25 protein-coding genes and 1 pseudogene are annotated in these 22,808 nt (G+C 72.0%); 13 read left to right on the forward strand and 13 right to left on the reverse strand.

Features of this window, described 5'->3' with window-relative positions; genetic code table 11:
* Positions 1-43: 43 nt before the first annotated feature.
* Entirely contained in the window at positions 44-217 is a 174-nt protein-coding gene (locus ACIRQ9_RS08195; protein WP_031179489.1) for a thiazolylpeptide-type bacteriocin, read from the reverse strand.
* A 181-nt stretch (positions 218-398) separates the two neighbouring features.
* Between ACIRQ9_RS08195 and ACIRQ9_RS08200 the strand changes: the two genes are divergently transcribed.
* Both ACIRQ9_RS08200 and ACIRQ9_RS08205 read left to right on the forward strand, forming a co-directional pair.
* Positions 399-1,802, forward strand: a complete 1,404-nt coding sequence (locus ACIRQ9_RS08200; RefSeq protein ID WP_404168401.1) for an amidohydrolase — start codon at positions 399-401, stop codon at positions 1,800-1,802.
* 128 nt (positions 1,803-1,930) lie between these two features.
* Positions 1,931-2,524 carry a YdeI family protein gene (locus ACIRQ9_RS08205; protein ID WP_404168982.1) on the forward strand — a complete coding sequence of 198 codons (594 nt, stop codon included), beginning with the start codon at positions 1,931-1,933 and terminating at the stop codon, positions 2,522-2,524.
* A gap of 25 nt (positions 2,525-2,549) precedes the next feature.
* Here ACIRQ9_RS08205 and ACIRQ9_RS08210 read toward each other — a convergent pair whose 3' ends face one another.
* Positions 2,550-3,173: a TetR/AcrR family transcriptional regulator gene (locus ACIRQ9_RS08210; RefSeq protein ID WP_404168403.1), complete on the reverse strand. Its 624-nt coding sequence runs from the start codon at positions 3,171-3,173 to the stop codon at positions 2,550-2,552.
* A 237-nt stretch (positions 3,174-3,410) separates the two neighbouring features.
* Here ACIRQ9_RS08210 and ACIRQ9_RS08215 point away from each other — a divergent pair, with 237 nt between their 5' ends.
* Positions 3,411-4,745 carry an NAD-dependent succinate-semialdehyde dehydrogenase gene (locus tag ACIRQ9_RS08215; protein WP_404168405.1) on the forward strand — a complete coding sequence of 445 codons (1,335 nt, stop codon included), beginning with the start codon at positions 3,411-3,413 and terminating at the stop codon, positions 4,743-4,745.
* A 135-nt stretch (positions 4,746-4,880) separates the two neighbouring features.
* Here ACIRQ9_RS08215 and ACIRQ9_RS08220 read toward each other — a convergent pair.
* From ACIRQ9_RS08220 to ACIRQ9_RS08255, 8 genes and pseudogenes are all read right to left on the reverse strand, one after another.
* Positions 4,881-5,141 (reverse strand): annotated as a pseudogene (locus tag ACIRQ9_RS08220) (SAM-dependent methyltransferase); the annotation flags it as partial.
* 10 nt (positions 5,142-5,151) lie between these two features.
* Positions 5,152-6,219: a ferritin-like protein gene (locus ACIRQ9_RS08225; RefSeq protein ID WP_404168407.1), complete on the reverse strand. Its 1,068-nt coding sequence runs from the start codon at positions 6,217-6,219 to the stop codon at positions 5,152-5,154.
* Positions 6,220-7,403: 1,184 nt separating this feature from the next.
* Positions 7,404-7,685: a hypothetical protein gene (locus tag ACIRQ9_RS08230; RefSeq protein WP_404168409.1), complete on the reverse strand. Its 282-nt coding sequence runs from the start codon at positions 7,683-7,685 to the stop codon at positions 7,404-7,406.
* A 233-nt stretch (positions 7,686-7,918) separates the two neighbouring features.
* Positions 7,919-8,494 carry a hypothetical protein gene (locus ACIRQ9_RS08235; RefSeq protein ID WP_404168411.1) on the reverse strand — a complete coding sequence of 192 codons (576 nt, stop codon included), beginning with the start codon at positions 8,492-8,494 and terminating at the stop codon, positions 7,919-7,921.
* Positions 8,495-8,665: 171 nt separating this feature from the next.
* Positions 8,666-10,261, reverse strand: coding sequence for a GMC family oxidoreductase N-terminal domain-containing protein (locus ACIRQ9_RS08240; RefSeq protein ID WP_404168413.1), 1,596 nt, complete (start codon positions 10,259-10,261; stop codon positions 8,666-8,668).
* Complete coding sequence (locus ACIRQ9_RS08245; RefSeq protein ID WP_404168415.1) at positions 10,258-10,905, reverse strand: DUF5987 family protein; 648 nt, start codon at positions 10,903-10,905, stop codon at positions 10,258-10,260. Before ACIRQ9_RS08245 ends, ACIRQ9_RS08240 begins: the two co-directional genes overlap by 4 nt.
* A gap of 15 nt (positions 10,906-10,920) precedes the next feature.
* Entirely contained in the window at positions 10,921-11,592 is a 672-nt protein-coding gene (locus tag ACIRQ9_RS08250) for a hypothetical protein (protein WP_404168417.1), read from the reverse strand.
* A gap of 155 nt (positions 11,593-11,747) precedes the next feature.
* Positions 11,748-13,097 carry a hypothetical protein gene (locus ACIRQ9_RS08255; RefSeq protein WP_404168419.1) on the reverse strand — a complete coding sequence of 450 codons (1,350 nt, stop codon included), beginning with the start codon at positions 13,095-13,097 and terminating at the stop codon, positions 11,748-11,750.
* A gap of 727 nt (positions 13,098-13,824) precedes the next feature.
* On the opposite strand from ACIRQ9_RS08255, the gene ACIRQ9_RS08260 reads away from it, so the two are divergent.
* The 8 genes from ACIRQ9_RS08260 (at position 13,825) to ACIRQ9_RS08295 (ending at position 18,540) form a co-directional block, all read left to right on the forward strand.
* Positions 13,825-13,998 carry a hypothetical protein gene (locus tag ACIRQ9_RS08260; RefSeq protein WP_404168421.1) on the forward strand — a complete coding sequence of 58 codons (174 nt, stop codon included), beginning with the start codon at positions 13,825-13,827 and terminating at the stop codon, positions 13,996-13,998.
* A 224-nt stretch (positions 13,999-14,222) separates the two neighbouring features.
* Positions 14,223-15,119 (forward strand): dihydrodipicolinate synthase family protein, encoded by an 897-nt coding sequence (locus ACIRQ9_RS08265; protein WP_404168423.1) that lies wholly within the window; start codon positions 14,223-14,225, stop codon positions 15,117-15,119.
* A gap of 279 nt (positions 15,120-15,398) precedes the next feature.
* Positions 15,399-15,773: a hypothetical protein gene (locus ACIRQ9_RS08270; protein WP_404168425.1), complete on the forward strand. Its 375-nt coding sequence runs from the start codon at positions 15,399-15,401 to the stop codon at positions 15,771-15,773.
* Positions 15,774-15,974: 201 nt separating this feature from the next.
* A complete protein-coding gene (locus ACIRQ9_RS08275; protein ID WP_399008869.1) occupies positions 15,975-16,340 on the forward strand; it encodes an ArsR/SmtB family transcription factor in 366 nt (121 codons plus the stop codon).
* Between the two features lie 234 nt (positions 16,341-16,574).
* Positions 16,575-17,633 carry a glycoside hydrolase family 19 protein gene (locus ACIRQ9_RS08280; protein WP_404168427.1) on the forward strand — a complete coding sequence of 353 codons (1,059 nt, stop codon included), beginning with the start codon at positions 16,575-16,577 and terminating at the stop codon, positions 17,631-17,633.
* Between the two features lie 70 nt (positions 17,634-17,703).
* Complete coding sequence (locus ACIRQ9_RS08285) at positions 17,704-17,922, forward strand: hypothetical protein (protein WP_404168429.1); 219 nt, start codon at positions 17,704-17,706, stop codon at positions 17,920-17,922.
* A gap of 196 nt (positions 17,923-18,118) precedes the next feature.
* A complete protein-coding gene (locus ACIRQ9_RS08290) occupies positions 18,119-18,364 on the forward strand; it encodes a hypothetical protein (RefSeq protein WP_404168431.1) in 246 nt (81 codons plus the stop codon).
* On the forward strand, positions 18,361-18,540 hold the full coding sequence (locus ACIRQ9_RS08295; protein WP_404168433.1) for a DUF6480 family protein: 180 nt from the start codon (positions 18,361-18,363) through the stop codon (positions 18,538-18,540). The genes ACIRQ9_RS08290 and ACIRQ9_RS08295 overlap by 4 nt, the downstream gene beginning before the upstream one ends.
* An 83-nt stretch (positions 18,541-18,623) precedes the next feature.
* On the opposite strand, the gene ACIRQ9_RS08300 is transcribed toward ACIRQ9_RS08295, so the two are convergent.
* The 3 genes from ACIRQ9_RS08300 to ACIRQ9_RS08310 form a co-directional block, all read right to left on the reverse strand.
* On the reverse strand, positions 18,624-19,109 hold the full coding sequence (locus ACIRQ9_RS08300) for a DUF427 domain-containing protein (RefSeq protein ID WP_404168435.1): 486 nt from the start codon (positions 19,107-19,109) through the stop codon (positions 18,624-18,626).
* Positions 19,110-19,662: 553 nt separating this feature from the next.
* The gene (locus ACIRQ9_RS08305) at positions 19,663-20,196 is read right to left on the reverse strand and encodes a GNAT family N-acetyltransferase (protein WP_404168437.1); all 534 of its coding nucleotides are present in this window, start codon (positions 20,194-20,196) and stop codon (positions 19,663-19,665) included.
* A 219-nt stretch (positions 20,197-20,415) separates the two neighbouring features.
* Entirely contained in the window at positions 20,416-20,817 is a 402-nt protein-coding gene (locus ACIRQ9_RS08310) for a PPOX class F420-dependent oxidoreductase (RefSeq protein ID WP_404168439.1), read from the reverse strand.
* Between the two features lie 281 nt (positions 20,818-21,098).
* On the opposite strand from ACIRQ9_RS08310, the gene ACIRQ9_RS08315 reads away from it, so the two are divergent.
* Together ACIRQ9_RS08315 and ACIRQ9_RS08320 are read left to right on the forward strand one after the other, a co-directional pair.
* Positions 21,099-21,608 (forward strand): DUF302 domain-containing protein, encoded by a 510-nt coding sequence (locus ACIRQ9_RS08315; RefSeq protein WP_404168441.1) that lies wholly within the window; start codon positions 21,099-21,101, stop codon positions 21,606-21,608.
* Positions 21,609-21,903: 295 nt separating this feature from the next.
* Positions 21,904-22,725: a DUF1684 domain-containing protein gene (locus tag ACIRQ9_RS08320; protein WP_404168443.1), complete on the forward strand. Its 822-nt coding sequence runs from the start codon at positions 21,904-21,906 to the stop codon at positions 22,723-22,725.
* Positions 22,726-22,808: the final 83 nt, after the last annotated feature.

Genomic DNA, 22,808 nt, shown 5'->3' on the forward strand with positions numbered 1-22,808 from the left:
GCGCGCCGACTCGCCGGGGACCTTCATGGCCGGACGGAGAACGTCAGGCGGTGCAGGAGGTGGTGCTGGTGGTGCTGGAGCAGGTGCTCGTGGAGGAGCAGCTGGTGGAGGAGCCGAGCATCACCTCGCTGGCGTCCGAGTAGTCCGTGATCTCGAAGGTCTCGGACTCGAGGTCCAGGATCTCCTGGGCGAGAGAGGCAAGGGTGTTGTCAGCCATGACGACTCCTTCTGGTACGCGGGACCTGTCGCCGGACGGAACGGGACGGCCCGCCCGGTGGTGCGTCGAACGCCCCCTGGAAATAGGGGCCTTGCGGCACCCCTCTTTCTACGCGCGTCCGCCGTCACCCCCCTCGCCGTCCGCTGTCACCCCGCTGACACCCATTCCAGGAGACCCGCACATGAAGACCGACAGCCAAGGCCCCGACGGAGCCGCGGACCGCGAACGGCCCCTGCCCACCGATCGACTTCCCGGTCTCGCCGAGCTGCTTGCGCCCACCGCCGAGCTGTACCTCGACCTGCACCGCCATCCCGAACTCTCCGGAGCCGAGCGCCGCACCGCGGCCCGCTTCGCCGACTGGCTGACCGTGGACGGCTTTCGCGTCCTGCGTGACGTGGGCGGTCACGGAGTGGCGGCCGAGCTCCGCAACGGCGACGGTCCCGCCGTCCTCCTGCGCGCGGAACTCGACGCCCTGCCCGTCGCCGAGGACACCGGCGTGCCCTACGCCAGCGCCGTCACCGCACCCGGCCCCGACGGCGGCACGGTCCCGGTCATGCACGCGTGCGGGCACGACGCCCACCTCGCGTGCGTGGCGTCGGCGGCTCGCTGGCTCGCCTCCCGGCGCGACGACTGGCGCGGCACCCTCCTCATCGTCGGACAGCCGGCCGAGGAGACGCTGAGTGGTGCCCGCGCCATGCTGGCAGACGGCCTGTACGAGCGGATCACCCCGCCCGACGACGTCCTCGCCCAGCACACCGCGCCCTTCCCGGCCGGCATGGTGGCGCACGCCGACGGACCGGTGCTGGCCGGCAGCGTCACGCTGGAGGTGGTCTTCGAGGGCGACGGCGGCCACGCCGCCACCCCGCACCTCACCGCCGACCCGCTGCTCGCCGCCGCCGGAGTCGTGACACGGCTCGCGTCCGTCGCGGCCCGCGAAGCGGACCCCGCGGAACGCCTCGTCGTCACGGCGTCCTCGCTGCGCACGGGGAACGCGGCGCGGGCCGGGAACGTCATCGCCTCCCGCGCCGATCTGCACGTCACCGCCCGCGCGTTCACCGAGGCCGCGCTCGACCGGGCCGTGGCCGCCGTGGAGCGTGTGGTGCGCGCGGAGGCGTCGGCCGCGGCCTTGCCGCCCCGCGCCACGGTCACCCCGGTGGTGCGCTCCGGTGTGACGCTCCCCGATCCGGAGCCGGCCGCCGCCGTCCGCGACGCCCACCGGGCGTTCTTCGGTGCCGGCCGGGTCACCGGGTGGCCGGGCTCCACCGCGACCGAGGACTTCCCGCTCCTGACCGGCGCCGGTGCCGCCCTCCACGGGCGGCCCGGCATTCGCGGCGTCTACTGGATGCTCGGCTCGACCGGGCCCGCGCAGTGGTCGGCGGCCCCCGGCTCCGGTGCCGCCGAGAAACTCCGCTCCCTGCCCGCGAACCACTCACCCCGCTACCTTCCGAGCGTCCGTCTCACGCTGGAGACCGGCACGATCGCCCTCGTGACAGCGGCCCTGGCCCGGCTGGGACGGAGTCCAGGGCGTGAGCCGGCGGGGCCTGCCCCAGGCCATGGCGGACACGTCCCGGGAAACGACCGCTGACTCGCGCGAACCGGCGCGGACGCGGAAGCGGCCGCCGGACACGACCCGTGATCCGGGCAGCCCGGCGGCGGCCTCTCCGGCGTCCCGCGCGCACCGGTTGCCCGGACGACGTCGTGGCGGGCGGCCGGGTGTGGTTCGCTGCTGGGGTGACTCAGGATCTGGAGATCGTCTCGTTCGAATCCGCGGGGGCATTCGAGGCGTGGCTCGGGATGAACCACGCCGTCTCCCCCGGGCTCTGGCTCAAGCTTCGCAAGAAGGGTCCCGGGATCGTCGCGCTGGATTACGCGCAGGCGCTGGACGTGGCGCTCTGCTACGGCTGGATCGACGGTCAGAAGGCCGCGCTCGACGACCGATGGTGGCTCCAGCGGTTCACCCCGCGCACACCGCGCAGCACATGGTCCAAGATCAACCGGGACAAGGTGGCGGCCCTGATCGAGCAGGGCCGGATGCGTCCGGCGGGGCAGGCCGAGGTCGACCGCGCCAAGGCGGACGGCCGCTGGGAGGCGGCGTACGACGGCGCGAGGAGCGCCGGCGTCCCCGACGACCTTGCGGCGGCCCTGAGCGCCGACCCTGCCGCCGCCGCGTTCTTCGAGACGCTGGACCGGCAGAACCGCTACGCGATCCTGTACCGGGTCCAGGACGCCAAGAAGGCCGAGACCCGGGCGCGCCGGATCGAGAAGTACGTAGGGATGCTGGCGAGGGGTGAGAAGCCGCACCCGTAGGCGCGGGGAGGCCCACCGCCCGCGGTCAGTCCGCCACCAGTGCCCCCCGTTCCAGGCCGAGTTCGGCCTCGGTGACGGTGCGCGGCACGTCCGCGATCGGTGACCGACGCTGGTCGGCGCTGGTGTTGACGTAGGCGCTGACTCCGTCGATGGCGACGAGGATCCGCGTGGCGGCCGCCCACGGGTCGGCGCAGGTGAAGATCCCCGCCCCGGCTCCGGCCGCGATGACCTCCTCCAGGCGTCGGCACCACAGCAGCTCCTGGCCCACGACGTGCTCGCGCAGCACCGGGCGGTAGCGGGAGAGATGCCGGGCGTTGAGCCACAGCTTGCTGACGTCGTCGAACTCGGTGCTGGAGATGAGGCCGAAGAACCGGCGGAAGGTGTCCAGCGGGGCGCCCGCGAGCGGCGGCAGCAGGCCGTCTAGCTCCGCCATGGTGGCCCGGGTGAACGCCTCGGCGACCAGTTCGTCCGCCGCGGGGAAGTAGTGGCCGACCAGTCCGGGCTGCACGCCCAGTTCGTCGGCGACCCGGCGCAGGGTGACGCACTCCAGACCCTCGGTCAGTCCGATCCGTGCGGCCGTGGTGACGATCTCGGTGCGGCGCTCGGCGGGCGCCTTGCGGACGCGCTTTCCCGGGGCTCTTGACGTCATGCCGCGAATGTTATTGAGTGGGCGACCAATAGGGCAACTGGTCATACGACCAATAAGGCGGCGTTCGGCCGGGAACAGCCGCACGGCGAAGCGGGCCGTGCGGCAGGATCCGGCCTTCGACCGCGACCCGTCCGGATGCCGGACAGGTCACGGGCCGAGCACCGGGGCACGCGCCGTCCACGCACCCGGCCCTCCCGCCACTCCCCGTCCCTCTCCGCTCACGCTCCCGGAGGCACCATGTACGCCGTCACCGACCCGACGACCGGCGAGGTCGTCGAGACCTTCGCGACCGCCACCGACGCCGAGGTGGCCGCGGCCGTCGACGCCGCCCACGCGGCGGGGAGCTGGGGCCGCACCAGCACCGTGGCCGAGCGTGCGGCCCTGCTGCGCCGCTTGGGCGACCTGCACGCCGCCCACAGCGCCGAGCTCGCCGCGAGCATCGTGCGCGAGATGGGCAAGCCGCTCGCGGAGGCGGAGGGCGAGATCGGGTTCTGCGTGGACATCTACCACTACTACGCCGACCACGCCGAGGACTTCCTCGCCGACGAGCCGCTCGACGTGACCTCCGGCACCGGTTCCGCCGTCGTCCGGCGCGGTCCGGTGGGCGTCCTGCTCGGCATCATGCCGTGGAACTTCCCCGCCTACCAGGTGGCCCGGTTCGCCGCGCCCAACCTGGCGACCGGCAACACCATCGTGCTCAAGCACGCCCCGCAGTGCCCCGCCACCGCCGCGCTGCTGGAGCGGCTGGTGGCCGAGGCGGGCTTCCCGGCGGGCGCGTACGTCAACGTGTACGCCACCAACGAGCAGATCGCCGACGTGATCGCCGACCCGCGGGTGCAGGGCGTCTCGCTGACCGGCTCCGAGCGGGCCGGTGCGGCCGTCGCCGAGATCGCCGGACGTCATCTGAAGAAGGTCGTCCTGGAACTCGGCGGCTCCGACCCGTTCGTGGTGCTGTCCACCGACGACCTGGACTCGGTGGTCGAGGCTGCGGTCGCCGCCCGTCTCGACAACACCGGGCAGGCGTGCAACGCGGCCAAGCGGTTCGTGGTGGTGTCGGAGCTGTACGACGCGTTCGTCGCGAAGTTCACGGCCCGGCTCCTCGACTCCGCCACCGGCGCACCGCTCTCCTCGGTGGCCGCCGCCGAGACCTTGGCCCGGCAGGTCGGCCAGGCGGTCGCGGAGGGTGCCACCCTGCACGGCTCCGGCGAGCGGCAGGGGGCCTTCTTCCCGGCAGGCGTCCTGACCGGGCTCACCACCGAGCACGCCGCGGCCCGGCAGGAGCTGTTCGGACCGGTCGCCATGGTCTTCCCCGCGGCCGACGAGGACGACGCCGTGCGGATCGCCAACGACACACCGTACGGTCTGGGCTCCTACGTCTTCACGACGGACCCCGCGCAGGCGGCCCGGGTGGCCGACCGCATCGAGGCCGGCATGGTCTTCGTGAACGGCGTCGGCGCGGAAGGCGCGGAACTGCCCTTCGGCGGAGTGAAGCGCTCGGGCTTCGGCCGCGAGCTGGGCCGTCTCGGCATCGAGGAGTTCACCAACAAGAAGCTGATCCGCACCGTGTCCTGACCGTTCACCCGGTGCATCACCGGGCGAGTGCGACCGCCCGGGAGCGGACCCCCTGACGGCGTGGCCGGCCTGGCCGGCCACGCCCGGTTACGGCCCGGTCCGGCTCACGCCTTTCTCGCGACGGCACCGGCGATGCGCCCGGCCGTGGGCGAGGACGGCGGGGTCGTTGTCCACGTAGACCACCCGCGCGGCGGGAGCGACGGCCTGCACCACCTGGTGGACGTTCTGCGCGGTCGGCAGGCCCGAACCGCAGTCCAGGTACTGGGTGACGCCCGTGTGCCGGGCCAGGAACCGGCAGGCGCGGATCAGGAAGTCACGGTTCTCGACGGCCAGGCCCTTCGCCTCGGGAGCCACCTTCAGCACGCCGCGCACGACCTCGCGGTCCACCTCGCAGTTGAGCCGTACCTCAGACACGGTCCTCCGGTGCGACGTAGTCGAAGGTCGGGCCCACGGCGAGACCGTCGTCGTCCTGAAGGGCCATCAGGCTCTGCGCCTGTCCCTTGACCGCGTACATCGTGCCCACCGACATGCCCAGCATCGCCGGGCTGCCGTTGAACGCCTTCTCCAACTGGTGCAGCATCTTGCAGTACGTCTGGTTGAAGGCCTCCTGCGCGGTGCGGATCGCGCTGCCCTCGGGGTGATCCTCCAGGCGCGGGTTGGGCCGAAGGGGGCGGACGCCGGCGGGGTCCACGGACACCGCGTCCCCGGTGGGGCCGGACCGTGGCGTGTCACCGGGCTGGTAGCGCCGGCCCAGCGCGAGTTCCTGGAACCGGTAGTAGTGCGAAACCGCCTTGGTCTCGGGGTGGAACACGTCGGCGTCCCCGTCCCAGACGTCCGCGCGGGCCGCGCCCTCGCCCTGTTCCACGATCTCCCGCAGCGCCGCGAGCGCGGAGGCGAGGTCGGTGACGGGGCCGAGGTGACCGGCCGTGTGGGCGAACGGACCGCCGGCGACCTGCCGGCCCGGGTCCCCGGTGAAGACCTGGTCCTCGCCCAGTTCGGCGCACAGCCGCCGAAGGCCCTTCTCGATGGCGTCGTAGAACTGTCCGATGGTCTCGTAGCCGTCGCCCTCGGCCCGGTCGCCCGGACGTGCCGGCTGCTCCAGACGGAGGAACATCCCGAGGGCCTCCTGCCCGAACGGCAGCAGGGACAGTTCGATGGAACGGTCCGCGTGCGGCATGGCCCGCGGGTGGGGAGGCAGCAGGTGGGGGGCGTCCAGGCGGGGTTGTCCGCCGACGGCGTTGAGCAGGTTCGCCGCGAGAGCCAGGTGGATCATCTCCTCGACGAAGACGCCGCCGATGAGCTGCGCGGCCTCCGCGTTCCGCTCGGGGTCGAGGGAGTACAGGGCCGTCAGGTAGGGCGGCAGCGTGGAGTGTTCCACTTCGATGGCCCATTGCAGGTGCCCGCGGAGATCTTCCAGGGTCGCGATACCCGTCGTCGCGGGGTCGTCGGAGTTGTCGGACTTGTCCTGAACCATGGAGGGGAGGCCCACTTCCGGTGTCGTAGCGCGGGGGCGGCCGGATTGCCGCGGACGACGGCGGTGACGCGACGTCCGCGCGCCGCCGACGAAAGGGTGCGTCCGGCACCGATCGGGCGGCGCCGCCCCTCGTTCACTTCAGAGACAGCACGGCCTCACCATCTGTGACACGGTGTGTCGGTCACGCGGTGTCGTGCGAACACGGAGACCGCCATGCCCGCCGCCACCGCACCGGTGCACGGCACCGCCCGGCCGCCCGCGAGGGAACAGGCCGGCATGGCGGCAGCGGTCAGACGAGGACCACACGCCCGCCCCGGCACGGGCGGACCACGCGCCCGGTGCATGGCGCGTGGACAGGGTCGAGGACGCCGGACGGTGGGCGGAAGTCGTCCGGACGTACCGTACGTCCAGGGGCCCTCTCGTCCTGAACTGCCGCCGGTCGGCTCCGCACCGGACGCCGGAACACACCGTGTGACTCTCCTCACAACAGCGTGAACTTACCCACAGTGGTTTTTCTTGATGCCCGTCCGCCCGTGCCGAATCATCGGCAGGCGCGACCCACTCGAAACAGCCCCAGGAACTCCCCCACAGGACCGCCGACCCGGCGTCGCCCCTTTCCCCGGGGACCCACCGCGCTGGGCCGCGCTCCTGCACGCTCACCCTGGTGCCGAGGCGCGGCGGCTCCCGTAGCCGGGACCCCGGAGGCGATCCGGTTCCGCCCATCGTCCGAACCGTGGGCCCCGGTCCGGGCGCGAGGGCTCTCCTCGCGCCGGGCCCGGCCGCTGCCCGCGGGTGGCCCGGTGAAGCCGGATGCGGCGGTCCGGGTGGCGCGCAGGCGCACGTTGACGCGCTCCAGGAGCGCGGGGTCGCGGCCGGGCGGACCCGGCGGGTACGCCGTGGCGGCCGTGGCGGCCGTGTCGACGGGAGCCCGCCGAGGCCGAGGAGTAAAGCGACGACCGCGAGCAGCGCGCGATGCTCATCGCGTCGAACGCGGCCACTGCCACCGGGGTCGCGAGCAGCACCCCACGTAACGCGTCCGTGACTCACAGCATGCGCCAGTGGCCCTCCAGGACACCGCGCCAGGACTCCGCAGAGCGGCCACGGCAGGATGTGCCCGCAGCCGTGACCGTGGCGGACGACAGGACGAGGTCACTCCCTGTTCGGCGTGGGGTCAGGGGTTCCGGTCAGCCGTCGTAGTGGGTCGGCGGGAACGGTTTGCGATCCCGGCGCGGGCCGGGACCCGCCGGCGTCTCGCCCGTCTCGGCCTGGCGATCGACCTCCGCCTGGGCCTCCTCGTATTGCGTGGCCGAGGACTTCGGCGCGTCCGCGGGCAGTCCGACGTCGCGCCGGTCCTCCTCGGTGCGCCGCTCCAGTTGCGTCTCGTCGGGCCGGCGGGGCATACCGCGTCCGTGGTCGCTGTCCGGATCCCCTTCGACCTGCCGGTTGGCCTTGTGGTGATGCACCATGGTCTTCTCCTAGAGGTGAGCACCCGGTGCCGTCGCGACCGGGCGTGCCACCCTGCCGTCTCTCGCCCGGCCGATGCGGCGCGAAGCGCGGACATCGCACCGGAACCGGCGGCCGTGAGGGATGAGCTGAGAATTGTCTGACTTCGCCCACTTTATACGGCTGACGGCACGCCTTCTCGGTCAGCCGCCCTACCGTCTCGCACCGCCCGTCCGGAGACGCGGTGCATTCCTCGTCAGGCCTTCGGGACGTTCTCCGAGTCCGGCTGAGCGGCGCTCGACGCGGCCAGCGCGACGAACAGCGGCATCTTGTACAGCGACGGGGGCTCCCCCGTGAGTCCCAGCCGCTGCCAGGCGAGCCGGGCCGAGATCTTCAGCACCCGGCGGGCGCGCAGCACGAGGACGCCCGCGAGGGGCAGCTCCACCAGTACGGCCGAAGCGACGCTCTCCCACACGTCGGGTCCTCCCAGGTTCAGGGAGACGTCGAACCAGGCATCGCAGACCAGGAGGGTGGCGGCGACGAAGGAGAGCGGAATCAGCGCCTGCCGTCTCAGCAGGACGGCCACCCCTGCCGCGGCCAGCGAGACGAGCAGCATGATGTCGAAGCCCACCCACACCATGGGCCAGTACCGGGCCTCGAAGCGATGAGGCAGGGAAAAGGCCAGGTACACGGTCCAGGGAACGAGCACGAAGACGCACAGGGCGAATTGCAGCACCGCCCTGCGGTGGTGGCGGCGCAGTGCGGAGCGGTCCGGCAGGAAGGCCCTGGCTCTCCGGACCGCCGAGTGGGCGGGGTCGTGCTGCTTGCTCAACGTTGCCTGTCCCTGCTGTCGGCTCCTGCTCGCGCTCCCCGAGCCGACTCCGCCCGCGGCGGTGCGGTTCCTCACGTCGCACGGCCGCGCACGGGCGTCAGGGCAGGCCACGAAGCCGGTGGATCGTCCCTTGATGATACGGCGCGCATGTTTTCCCGCCGGCGGCCGGTGCTACCTGCCCGGCAGCGGGACATCTCCGGTCGTCCTCACGCCGGCCTCGGCGACGCGGGCCGCGATCCCGGCGGTGGCGCGTTCGGCCAGCGCGGCGATGGTCAGGGACGGATTGACGGTGAGCGAGGCCGGAACAGCGGAACCGTCCGTGACGAACAGGCCGCGGTGCCCCCGCAGTTCGTGCGTGTCGTCGAGGGCGCTGGTGGCCGGGTCGTCGCCGATGCGCGCGGATCCGAGCGGGTGGGCCGTCACCGTGCCGGCCAGGGACTCGGTCCACGGCCGGACCCGGGACAGACCGTCCTTCTCCAGGATTCCGCGGAGCGCCGTGTCCGCCCGGTCCCATGCCTGGCGGGTCCGGGCGGTGGGGTGGAAGGACATCGTGCCCTGGCCGAGACCGGGTGCGAGGCGGATGAAGCTTCCGGTGGGAGGGACCGTCCCGAAGGTGCCTTCGTTGTCGTCCTCGGTCATCGCGAGCAGGGTGAGCCACGACGTCCAGCGGGCCCGCATCCGCCGCTTGTCCACGCCGAACCAGCCCGGTGAGCCGGCCGTGCCGGTCGTCTGGGCGAGGACGTTGGTCAGCGGGGGGAAGTAGATCTGCTGAAGCATGAACCGGCTGTACTCCGGCGCGGACGCGTCCAGGTAGTCGTAAGTGGCGGCGGTGATCGGCCGGCCGATGGGCAGCCCCTGGTAGACCGTCCCGTCGGGGCGGGAGAGTCCGAGCAGCGACCCCGCCCTGTCCTCGTCGACGTCGGCGACGCTGACGTGATCGCCGTTGCCGGAGAAGTAGCGGCCGACCGCGCCTGGGATGCCGCCGAGCGGCAGGGCCGACCGCCGGAGGATCACCGGAGTGCCCACCGCACCCGCGGCCAGGACCACGACCTTGGCGTGGATGATCCCCACGGTCGCGGTGCACGTGTAGTCGTCGGGGTCGAGGACCGTGTAGGCGACGGCGTAGCGGTAGCCGGACTCCGGTGAGGGCGTGATCAGTTGGACCTCGTGGAGCGGGCGGACGACCGCGCCGTGGGTCTCCGCCGCGGGCAGGTAGTTGAGGAGCATGGAACGCTTGGCGTCGAACGCGCAGCCCGACAGCATCCAGTTGCAGTTGGTGCAGGCCTCGGTGTCCACCGCCACCGGCACCGGGTTGCAGGTGTGTCCGGCCCTTCGGCAGGCGGCGGCCAGCACCCCGCCCGCGTAGGAGACGTCCGGCCAGTCGGTGCGCGCGACCGGCAACGCCTCCTCCACCCGGTCGTACCACGGGTCGAGCGTGGCACGGCTGATGGACGTCGGCCACATCCGCCGCCCGATGCCGCCCTGGCGCTCGAAGGCGTACGACGGTGCCCGGAGCGAGGCGGCGAAGTAGACGACGCTGCCGCCGCCCACGCAGTTGCCCGCGACCACGGAGACCCCGTCCCCGCGGATCACGTCGACGATCTTGTTGTAGGTGCCCAGGCGCATGGAGTGGTCGAACTGCGCCGCACTCAGGCGGGGTCCGCGCTCCAGTACGGTCACGCGGGCGCCGCCCGCGGCGAGGTAGTACGCGGGGATGGCGCCGCCGAAGCCGCTGCCGATCACCAGGACGTCCGTGGTCTCGGTCATGCCGGGCTCCCGGAAGGGGTCGTGGCGGGATGGAGTGCCGCGAGCGGGCGGCCGTAGGAGAAGTCCGGGAACCGCCACAGGCCGTCCGGGCCGGGTTCGGGAAATCTCAGCCAGGTCAGGCCCGGATGGCCCTGTGCCAGGGCGGTGGCCGTGTCCGACTGTCCGGCGGTGTCGAACGCGATGCCTACGATCAGGCTCATCACCTGCCAGACCGGCTCGTCGATGTCGTCCGACCCGAACAGGCCGCCGACCAGGTCGGTCCGGTGCGCGAAGGAGAGGCCGACGAACGGCGGGCTGCCGGGTGACAGCCAGATCAGCCGGACCGTCGCGTACGCGACGGCGCGCGCGTCGAGCAGGGCCGCGATCTCCGGCAGCAGCGGGGCCAGGGGCAGCCGGGGCGACTTCATGACGTCGATGACGCCCGCCTGGACGGCGCCCGGTCCGCTGACCGCGCCTGCGCAGACCTGGTCGCCCGGGAACCGGTGTGCACCGGGGACGACGGTGTCGGCGAAGGCTCCCAGGGTCTGGGTGGTCCAGTCCTCGGCGACGTGTGCCGCGGCGGCCGCCGGAGTGGCGGTGAGCCCTCCGGCGGCGATCACGGCAACCGATGCGGTGAGCGCCTTGAGGATCGCTCGTCGGTCCATGGTCGGCACGGCCGGTCAGCCGATCAGGGCGCAGCCGGGGTCGGACGGCAGCGCCACCGTCAGACCGGTCTCTCCGGCCTCCTCGCCGTACGCGGACAACGCGTCGGCGAGATGGTCGAAGTCGGAGGCGCGCAGTGCGGCGACGGCGTCTCCGATGCCCACCGTCCTGCCGTCGACGCTGAAGTGGGTGAGGCGGGCGCCGGCCCGTCGGCCGGCCCTGTCCCACCAGTACTGGCCGTCCCAGGCCACGTACGGGACGGCGCTGTCGGTGGCCTGCACGCTCCAGTGGTCCTTCTGGTAGTAGCGGCACGTCAGCATGGTGATGGCGAAGCGGGAGGGCTCGGCGACCAGGAAGCGCAGGGCTCCACCGTCGTCGAAGGTGATGTCGCGCTTGCTGTACTCCACGCACAGCGGGTTCGCGAACATCAGCCACAGGGGCGGCCGTTCACCTTCACCGAAGGTGTGCCAGGCGCACGTGGCGGCGAAGCCGGGCTCGGCGAAAGGCCCGACAGGAGGCGCCTCGGAGAAGGTCCGGACCGCCGGGGAACTCACGGTCCGGGCCGCTCGGACGGCGGGTGCCGGTCCGGCGGGAGCGGCGGATGCGTGATGGCTCGGGAGCAGCGCGGCGCAGACCCCGAGGGCCAGCGCGAAGCCGGCCGCGGTCGTACGCGGGTGCACGGGGGACACGGGACCTCCTGGAGGTGGAGAAGTGTGGTGTCGCTCGGGACGGTCCGCCGCGGTCCAAGCACCGGCAGGCCGTGTCTGGGCGCTCCCGCTCAGGAGCAGAGGTGGTGCGGGTCACCGGCCGGGACACGGTGGCGAGGGGGGGGCCGCGCGACGGTTCATCGGTCGCCGACCTCGGAGTGTGCGGTGCCCGACAGCCGCCACACGGCTTCCCGCCGCCAGGTGCCTCTCCAGCGCTCCAGGCTGACCACCGCGTCCGCCCTCTCGGTGTTGCGGCAGACCGCGGCGGAACCGTCGGGGTCGGTGTAGTCGAGCGTCAGTGTCCGGTGCGGCGGCTGGGTGACGGTCACCTTGATGCGCCGCAGGCCCGACCGGCCCTCGACCCGCCACTCGGGCAGGCCGAGGTCCGCGCGGAACCGGCCGATGCCCGCCCAGCCCACGGCGGAGCGCTCCGCGCGGCGCGGCCAGCAGCGGCCGTCGCGGTGCAGTCGCAGGAAGACCAGCGGCGGCAGCCTGTCGAGTCCGCGTCGCATGGACACCGCGGCGACGACCTCCAGGACGTCGCCGCCGCCCAGGTCGGCGTGGAGCCAGGCCCAGCGGCGGGCGTTGCCGTGGCCGTAGATGCGGGCCTCTGCGCCCGGCGCGTGGTCCAGTCGCAGTTCACCGCCGCCGTACCGGACGGTTCCGCTGTAGCGGGAGCGGGCGGCGGGGAGCATGTGCGAGGCCGGAAGCCAGGGACGCCGCCACGACCAGCGGGGAAACGTGTACAGCGGCGGGCCGTCGGGGGTCTCGGCGAGCGACCAGGTGAAGTCTCCCGCGGAGCCCGTGAGCCGGCCGGGCCGGACCCGGACGCCCCCGGCGGTGAAGCCGTCGAGACGCGGCGTCCACGGTACGGGGCCGAAGCGCGCGTGTTCGACGGGGCCGTCCTTGGGGAACGCGGCGATCCAGCCGTGCGCGTAGGCGGCGGAACCGTCGGACGGCGCCACCAGTTCGTGGTGCAGCCAGATCCCGCTGTCCGTGGCCGGGTCGGTCAGCGTCGTGTACCAGACCTCGGTCCGCCCCGGTGTGCCGTCCCAGCGCGGCGCCGGATGCCGGTCCCCCTCGGCCGCGGCGGCACGCGGGAACCGGAAGCTCGCGAGGAAGGGCAGCAGGCCGGTGAGAAGGGGGAAGCGCAGCGTACCCGCGCCCACGCGGTCGCCGTCCTCGTACAGGGTGTACGGCAGTACGGTCAGGGAGGCGAGCGGACGCGTGCGGGACATCGACTTGCGGCCGTCCAGGGTGAGGCGCCGGCCGTCCAGGACGAAGGTGATCCGGTAGCGGATCCAGTCGCGTGCGCGGGACGCCGTCTCCAGCTCGCCCACGGCTTCGGTGTCGTCGGCGCGTCCCGCCACGCGGACGCGTCCGGTCACCCGCGCCCGCGTCGTACGGCCGGGCAGCGGCACCGCGTCGGCACGGACCAGCAGGTCCAGCCGGACAGGGCGTTCGTGGTCCTCGTCGGCCAGACGCACACGGCCCAGCAATGTCTCCCTGAACACGGTTCCGCGTGACCTCACCGGGCACCGTCCGGGCGTCGCCCTTCACGGTCCGACGGCGGGCAACTCCCCGCGGGATGACGTGCGGTGAGGATGTCCTCGCGCGGTCGCCCCTCCGGCGCGTCGACGATCGTCTCGCGTGGCAGTGCCTTCACCCTGGCCCCCAGCGGTTACGTGATTCAGTGGCTGAGCCACTGAACCACCGCGGGTGACAGGGCGTCAATAACCGTGACGGGAACTTCGGCGGTGCCCCACGCGGCTTGCCGGCGGGCGGTGTTCAGGGGTCGACGGCCACAAGGCCGGGCGTCAGGCGGTGAAGCCGCCGTCCCCGTGGATCGAGGCTCCGGTGACGTAGGCGCCGTCCGCACTCGCCAGGTGGGCGACGGTGGCGGAGCTCTCGGCCGGTCGCGCGTAGCGGCCCACGGCCGTGAACCCGGCGATCGCCTCGGCGTCCGGTCGGCGGGGTTGGTGTCGGTGTCGGTGTCGGTGGGGCCGGGATGCACCAGGGTGACGGTGACTCCCCGGAGACCCTGGTCGGTCTGATCGTCCCCGCGGCCGACGACGGCCGTCGAGCGCCGCTCGGCGCGCTCCGGCGCGGGAGGGCTGCGGGGCCGGTGCCGACCTGCGGACGACGCGTCGCGGGGGACCGTTTCGCTCTCCGCCGCAAGGGAACGCGGCCAGTGAGATCCGCGGAGGTGCTGAGATGAGTGTCGGAGAGAAGACGAAGGCGAAGGCCGAACAGGTCGCCGGAAAGTTCGTGCGGAAAGCGGCCCACGCGGTGCACAACGAAACCCTCGCGGCCAAGGGTGCCGCCCTCGAAGCGCGGGGCAGGACGCGGGGCGTGAAGGAGAGCGCGAAGGACACCTTCCGCCGCTGACACCGCGAAGGACACGTTCCAGCACGGGCCTCGCGCAGGCGCCGATGTCCCGAGGAGAGCGCCTTCACGCGGTCGGCCGGGCCGACGCGCCGCCTGCCCGCGAGACGGGTTCCGTACGGCTGCTCCTTGGCGCGCCGGCCCGCCGCCGCGAGGCCGGCCGCTGGTTAGGCTCGCACCGGAGCGACCCCGCACCATCGTCCGCCTCACCGTCTCCGGGAGCCCTCATGTTCCGCGGCCTCAGCGCGTTCCCCCTCACGCCCACCGACGAGCGCGACATCGACCACCGGGCGTACGCGACGCTCGTCTCGCGTCTCGCGACCGCGGGCGTCGATTCCATCGGCGCGCTCGGTTCCACCGGCGGCTACGCCTACCTCAGCCGCGAGCAGCGAGCCCGGGCCGCGAAAACCGCTGTCGACGCCGCCGCGGGCGTCCCGGTGATCGTCAGCATCGGCGCGCTGCGCACCTCGCAGGTCCTGGAACTCGCCGAGGACGCGCAGAACGCGGGAGCCGCCGGGGTGCTGCTGGCCCCGATGACGTACCAGCCGCTGACGGACGAGGAGGTCTTCGGCCTCTACGAGGACGTCACGCGTGAGCTGTCCGTGCCGCTGTGCGTGTACGACAACCCGCGCACCACGAAGGTCCGGTTCAGCACGGAGCTGCACGGCCGTGTCGCCGGGCTCCCGAACGTCGGCTCGATCAAGATCCCCGCCGTGTCCGACGACCCCGGCGAGGCGACCGCACGCGTCGACGCGCTGCGGGCGGTCGTGCCGGACACGGTCACCATCGGTGTGAGCGGTGACTGGGCGGGAGTGCGCGGCCTGAACGCGGGATGCGACGTCTGGTACTCGGCCGTCGGCGGCCTGTTCCCGCGGGCCACCCTCGCCCTGGCCCGCGCCGCCCAGGCGGGCGACGCGGGGAAGGCCGCCGCTCTCTCCGACGGACTCGCCCCCCTGTGGGACCTGTTCACGCGGTACGGCGGACTGCGCGTCCTGTCCGCCGCCGCCTCGCAGCTCGGCCTGGTCGCGGAGCCGAACCTGCCGCGACCGCTGCTCGGACTGGACGAGGCGGCGCGGAACGAGGTCGCGGACGTGCTGGACCTGCTCCGCCTCACAGCGGACTGAGCCCCGGACACCGGGCGGCGAGCCGCATCCCGACGCGCAGGGCCGACTCCGCCACCGCCTCGGCGGTCGGGGCCACCGTCGTCGATCGTCAGCGGCGACCGTGACGACCAGATCAGTTTCCGTCGCTCAAACGGACTCAGGACGCGGCGCTTCGGTCAACATGCGTCAGACCCGGAGACGGCGTCCCTGCCGCGCGCGCCCCGGCCTACGGTCCGTGCAGGGACCGAGGCCGTGACGGGCGGTCCCGCCGCAACCGACATCCAAAGGGGAGGCGCCGCCATGGCGAGCGTGGAAGTGTCACTGAAGGAAATGATGGCCGTCGTCGAGGGATCACTGGGGGCCGCGGTCGTCGACTACACCACCGGGATGGCCCTGGGGACGTTAGGCGGGGGCAAGGACCTCGACCTGACGATCGCCGCCGCCGGGAACACGGACGTCATCCGGGCCAAGGTACGCACGATGGGAGAGCTGGGCCTCAAGAGCAACATCGAGGACATCCTGATCACACTCGAGAAGCAGTACCACCTCATGCGCCTGATCACCGGGCGCAACGGGAACGGGCTCTTCCTCTACCTGGTTCTCGACAAGGAGCGCTCCAACCTCGCCATGGCCCGCCACCAGCTCAGGCGCGTCGAGGAACAACTCGAGGTCTAGAGACGGCTCAGGGCACGGGGCTTCGCGCGCCCATGATGTGAAGAATTCTGCAAGTCACCACATCAGCATGATCCCAAGTCATGTCTGCGCGCGGCCCCGGAAGGCAAGGATCGGCGGTACAGGACCGACGCGGCGGCGCCGCCAGGCGCCGCCGTGACCCCGAAGTCCCCTCCAGACCCGACCGGCAGAGAGCGAGCGGTCATGCAAGTCCCCCTCTACCAAGCCAAGGCAGACTTCTTCCGCATGCTCGGGCACCCGGTACGGATCAGGGTCCTGGAACTGCTCCAGTACGGACCCGTCCCGGTGCGGGACCTGCTCGCCGACATCGAGATCGAACCGTCCAGCCTCTCGCAGCAACTGGCCGTCCTGCGCCGGTCAGGCATCGTCGTCTCCATCCGGGAGGGCTCCACCGTCAGTTACGCGCTGGCCGGCGGCGACGTCGCCGAACTCCTGCGCGCGGCACGCCGTATCCTCACCGAACTCCTCGACGGCCAGAACGTGCTCCTCGCCGAACTCCGCCAGGCCGACGCGTCCGCCTCGCCCCTGCCGGCCGCCAACGGCGGCTGAGCCCTCGGCCTCCGGTCATGGTTCGGGGGAACCCGGGGCCCGGCATCCGCGTGCCCGCCGCGAGGCGGGGCCGGACCTCTTGGCCACGTCCAGGCAAAGGCCCCTCCCTGACCCTTGACTGGTCTGGACCAATCAGGCTTTGCTGCTGAAGCCACCACTCGCCCCCTACCTCCGGAGTGGCAGATGAGCACACCCATGCCCGGCGAACATCGCAGTGTCGCCTATGGCAGGTACATGACTACGCTAGTGGCCGTTCTGGCCTGTCTCTTCAGCGCGTTCACCGTCCTCGGCACCGCGAGCCCCGCGTCGGCGGCGAGCTGTGCCGCCGCCTGGAGTTCCGGCGCCGTGTACACCGGCGGCATGACCGCCTCGTACAACGGCGAGAACTGGCAGGCCAAGTGGTGGACGCAGGGCGAGACGCCCGGCGTCGCCGAAGTCTGGGCCGACCAGGGATCCTGCGGCGGCTCCACCGGCGGAGGCGGCGGCACCACCTGCAACTACCCCGCCTGGGCGGCCGGACAGTCGTACGCGACCGGGGCCATCGTGCGGTACACCCCCAACGGCCAGTACTACATAGCCACCCACGACAACCCGGGCTACGACCCCACCATCAGCACCTGGTACTGGTCCCCCTACACCTGCACCGGAGGCTCCGGTGGAGGCGGCGGGGGTGGCGGCACCGGCGGGTTCGTGGTCAGCGAAGCCCAGTTCAACCAGATGTTCCCGGGCCGGAACTCGTTCTACACCTACGGCGGTCTGGTGGCCGCGCTCAGCGCCTACCCCGGGTTCGCCACCACCGGCAGCACGACCGTGCAGAAGCAGGAGGCCGCGGCGTTCCTTGCCAACGTCGACCACGAGACCGGCGGCCTCGTCTACATCAACGAGGTGGACCAGTCCGGGAACTACTGCGCGAGCGAGCCGTACGGCTGCCCCGCCGGCACGTTCGCCTACTACGGACGCGGCCCGATGCAGCTCAGCTGGAACTTCAACTACAAGGCCGCCGGCGACGCCCTCGGCATCGACCTGCTGGACAACCCCGGCCTGGTCGCGACCGACCCGGCCGTCTCCTGGAAGACCGGCCTCTGGTACTGGAACACCCAGACCGGTCCCGGCACGATGACCGCCCACAACGCCATGGTGAACGGCGCGGGCTTCGGCCAGACCATCCGCAGCATCAACGGCAGCATCGAATGCAACGGCGGCAACACCGCCGAGATGCAGGACCGCGTCAACGACTACCTCTCCTTCACCTCCATCCTCGGCGTCCCCGCGGGCTCCAACCTCACCTGCTGATCTCCGCCCCGGCGCGGACGCCTCCCGAGCAGCTACGATCCCGCGTACGCCAAGGGAGGGAAAGATCAATATGGCTATGGGACTCGCCGGGCTGCCCGGCAGAGAGTGGATGGTCAAGGACGCCAAGGGGCGCAAGTACAGCTTCGACTCGCAGGAGGAGGCCTTCGATGAGCTCCACGAGTTCGGAGAGGGCGCCACGGTCTGGACCCGGGAGGTCTACCGGGTGCTGTTCGTGACCAAGTCCGTCGACGGCTGGCAGCAGGTCCCCGCCACCGAGAAGAAGCGGTAGGCACAGCCGGCCGTGTGGCCCCGGTTCAAACAGCCGGGGCCACACGACACCCGAGGGTCCACCGCCACCGTGAAGGAGGCCGGCTTCCCGGTCCGGCCCGCAATGCATCCAAAGCACCCATCACCCCCGAAGTGACAGGTAAGACGCATTCCGACCGAATGCCTCCATCACCGTTTCCGTCCCATCGGGAGTGATCATGGTCGTGCAGAAGCTCCACGACGCAGGCGTCACCAGCGAGCACGCCTACATGGCGGCTACCGCCTCGATCGGTCTCTCGCTCGCCTCCTGGCTGACGTCGAGCAAGACAGAGGACCTAGAGCGCGCCGACCGCTGGGGCATATTCGTCGGCGAGTGGGCGCCCACGTTCTTCGCCCTCGGGCTGGCCCTGGCCAACTACGAGGAGCGGGACCACCGCCACGGCGCGACGGACGCGATCGCATGACGGACGCCCTTCACCCGCCTGGGGAGACTCCCCCGGCCGAGGGGTCGACCGCAGAGGCGCACCCCGAGCAGCCGGACGGAGGGATCTGGGAACACCCCCGCTTCTGGCTGGCACTGATCGTCATCGGATGCCTGCTGGTGGCCGCGTTCTTCGCCGTCCGGTTCGTCGACCTGTGACACCGAGCGGCGCCCGGCCTCGCCAGATGCTTCTGGGGAGGCCGGGCGGAACCGCTCGGACAGGGGACGTCCAGCCGTCCCGATCACCAGCCGGCGGTGCGGGCGCCGCCCTTGAACGGTCCCCTGACCTCGGGGGTGATCCAGCCGCCGTAGAAGTCGCCCTCCTGCGGCCGTACCGTGTACCCGGCCACCGCACAGCGGTCCACCCTCCCCGCGTAGAAGGCGACGTGGTCGGCGAGCTGCTCGTAGGGAGGCCGGGGTGCCGGGTAGCTCCAGGCCGCGAGCAGGCGGACGTCCGAGCCGACGACGACGTCCCAGTACTCGGCGCCTCCCTTCCACTCGCACCAGCTGTGATGGGCGGCCGCGCGGAGCAGGTCGGTGCGGACGTCCGCCGGTGGGACGTAGAACACCGGCGGGTGGCTGGTCTCCAGGATCTTCAGCGCCCGGGTGGTGGCCGCGATGGTCTCCCCGGCGCACTCGACGACGATCTGCCGTGGGTCGCGGCGCAAGGCGGGTGGCCGCGGGTAGTCCCACACCGACTCCGCAGGCGGCATCTCGTGTGTGGCCATGACGGGCCTCCTCGGGGGCGGTGAGCGGACTGCTCTGTATTCCAGCCGTACACCCGCGCCGGATGCGCCCGAGATATCGAAGGTGGAACGGGAGGCCGTCGCGGCCGGCCTCGGACCGGCGGTCGAGGTCGGGCAGCCGTCATTCCGGCGGAGCCGCACGGCCGCCGGCCTCGGCGAGGAGGCGGGAGATCGCGCGCGCCGTCGCCCGTACGGCGGGGCCGAAGGCCGGGGTTCCCGGACCCGTGTCCGGTGCGACGACCGACAGGGCGGCCGCCCACCTGCCCTGCGCCGCGCACCGCTCTCGGACACCGTCGTCCCTTCCCCGTTCTCCCCGACCGTTCCGGCCCGACCGGCGGCGGGACGTGGCGCGATCTCACCACCGGCCACGCGCTCCGTCTCTTCTCGGCCGACGCGCAGTGACCACGGTCGCGCGCCGCGGCCGCCTCACAACCCCTCGGGCGTAGTGGCACGCAGGTACCGCAGTCAGATGAGGGGCACCTTGATCAGGAGCAGGGTGCCGACGGTGAGGAGAGACGGTCACGGCTCGGTGTGGTCACGCCTGGAACTCGGTGAGATCGATGGCGTGGACTTGCAGCGCGTAGCCGTGCACCGGGTCCGTGGTCTCCAGTTCCGGCACCATCCCCAGCTTGCGGATGACGTTGTCGGAGGCGCTGTCGCCCACGCGGCTGACACTGATGACACGGTCGAGACCACGGTCCTGGAGCGCGAACTCCAGGGAGGCATGGGCGGCTTCGGATGCGTACCCCTGGCCCCAGAACTGCGCGCCGAGCCGCCAGCTGATGGCCACCGCGGGCAGTACCTGCGGCAGGAAGTGCGGCACGGACAGACCGGTGAAGCCGGCCAGCTCCCCCGACCCGAGCAGCTCGACGGCAAAGAGCCCGAACCCCTCCTCGTCCCACTCCTCCTCCCACTCCTCGATGGCTTCCGCCGTGCGGGCGAGGTCGTACACCGAGCCGTCGTCGACCCAGCGCATGACCTGCGGGTCCGCGTTGATGTCCGCCATGAAGGGGAGGTCGTCGGCGGTCCAGCGGCGGAGCAGAAGGCGGGGCGTATGAATTTCGGTCATGCCGCACATCCTGCCGAAGGCGACGGCACGATAGGTAATCGCCCTCGCACCCGGCCACGAACGGGGGCGGCCACGGGTACGGTCCGGTCGACGAGCAGGCGTCCGTCGGCGGTCAAGGCACGCCTGCCGCTGCGACAGCAGCTCGCCGCGCCGCGGACTGCGGACCCGTCGCGGCAACTGAGTGTGGTCGCCGGAACCCGGACTCCTCGTCGCGGGAACTCAGCCGCGGGGGCTCGTGATCCGTTCCGGCTGGATCAGGTAGATCACGCGGACCTGGTCGCGGCCACCGAACCACGGGTAGGGGCCGCCGAGGTACTTCTGCGCGAGCGCCTCGATGTGCTCGACCGCCCCCTCCGTGGTCACCCGCACCACCCGACCACGGATCTGGACGTAGGAGGACGGGTCCGAGGGGTCGGAGACCGCGATGGCGATCCGCGGGTCGCGCGCGATGTTCCGGGTCTTCTGATGCGATTCCACGCTGTTGATCAGGACGTGCTCACCGTCGGTGTCGACCCAGGTCTGGGTGAGCTGGGGCGACCCGTCGGGCATCGTCGTGGCGATGTAGCAGGTGCTGGGGCGTCGCAGCAGCGCCACCACGTCCTCGCCGAGAGGCACGGGCACGGAGATCTCCAGGGGTAGAGCCGGTGATTAACGCGCCCACGGTAGTCATGGGGGCGGACCGGACCTCGTCCGCCCCCCGGCCGACAGGTATCGCGGGCCACACGGGCGGACGACGGACAGGCTCAGGGCGGCGAACCGGACCTGCCCTCGTCGGCACCCACCGCGTTTGCCCGCGCCGTGGACGAGATCTACCGTCGAAAGGTATGCGCGCCGCCTGAGCGGAACCCCGGACGACCAGCCGATGACACCGCCGGCGAGGGGGACGCACGATCGGAGCAGACATGCCCAGCGAAACGCACACCGTGAAGCGCGTCGACGTCCACACGGGCGTGCCCTACGCGCACTTCGTCACCGCGCTGGAAAAGGCCGCGCCTCCCCTCGACCCGGGAGTGTTCGAACTGATCGAGGAAGAGGGCGGCAGCTGGGACGACGTCCGCCGCGCCATGGCCGCCGAGGCACCGCACCACCTGATCCGCTACTGGAGGATCAACGGCACTCAGGCGCTCAAGCTGGCGGGCGGGTCCGTCCGCTCCACGGAATACCTCATCGGCAACCACGTCATCGCGGAGAGCATGTTCCGCCACGATCCCCGCGCCCTGCTGTACGCGCCCTTGCGTGTGCTGGTCCGGAGCGACGAGAGCGGCGACGCGATTTTCACGATGCACCGCCCGAGCGACGAGTTCGGCAGCCTGGGCAACGCGGAGGTGACGAAGGTCGGTGAAGTCCTCGATCGGTACGTGATCGAACTCCTCCGCCTGTGCGGCGTGGAAGCCGAGGCGGACTTCGCCTAGGCTCGTTCCAGACGTGGATCAAGGTCGCGGTCCCGTGACGTGGTCTTCGACACCACGGAGGCCACGAGCCGCGCGCGAGCCGTCGCCGCAGGACTCGTCGACGAAGCGCTCGTCGACCCGGCTCCGCCCGCGCTCCTGTCCCGCGCGGAACGGTGAGCCCGTCACCTCTCGCCGTCTCTCTCCCCCCCGGCGCCGACCGCACATGACGGGAATGTGAAACCTCCTCCCCGCGGGATGATGCGCGCGGACACCTCCGTTGTGACGAGGAGAGGACGCGCACCGAGGGGAGACCGACATGAGCGTGCAGGACGTCGAGCGGGTGGGCTTCGTGCGGGAGTGGGCGGAGTGGCACCGTAGGAAGGAGGCGGGGCTGGCCGGGCCGCACGGGTTCCTGGCGATCACCGGCCTCCACTGGCTGAGCGAGGTTCCCACCCGGTTCGAGGACGCGCCCGGCGCCTGGTCGAGCACCGCCGAGGGAGTCGTCGTGGACCTGGACGGCGACGAGGAGGTGACCGTCGACGGGCAGCCCGTACGGGGCCGCCACGACTTCGGTGTCCTCGCCGAACGCGCCAGCGTGTACGTCGGCTGGGGAGACGCGGTGATCGAGGTGGCCAAGCGCGGCGGACACGACATCGTGCGCCCCCGCCATCCCGACAACGCGCTGCGGACGGCGTTCACCGGCACACCCGCCTACGAGCCCGACCCGCGCTGGGTGCTCCCCGGCCGCTTCCTGCCCTACGACACCCCGCGCCCGGTGACCGTCGGCGCCGCCGTCGAGGGCCTGGAGCACGTGTACGACTCCCCCGGCCGGGTCGAGTTCGAGCTGGACGGCGCCGTGCACCGGCTCACCGCGTTCAACGGGCACACGCCCGGAGCCCTGATGGTCCTCTTCACCGACAAGACCTCCGGCGTCACCACGTACGCGGCGAACCGCTCCCTGCAGATCCCCGCCCCCGACGCCGGCGGAACGGTGACGATCGACTTCAACCGCGCCACCAACCTGCCCTGCGCCTACACCGACCTCGCCACGTGCCCCCTGCCCCCGACCGAGAACCGGCTGCCGGTCGCGATCGAGACGGGCGAGAAGATCCCGTTGGAGCGGGGCGGACAGCCCTGACGAGAGGGGTCGTCGTCCGAGCCGCGGCCGGCCACGGGCCGCGACCTGCTCGGCGGCGACCTCGACCGCGTCGAACGCCTGCG

The sequence above is a fragment of the Streptomyces sp. NPDC101237 genome (assembly GCF_044767465.1).
GTDB lineage: Bacteria > Actinomycetota > Actinomycetes > Streptomycetales > Streptomycetaceae > Streptomyces > Streptomyces gramineus.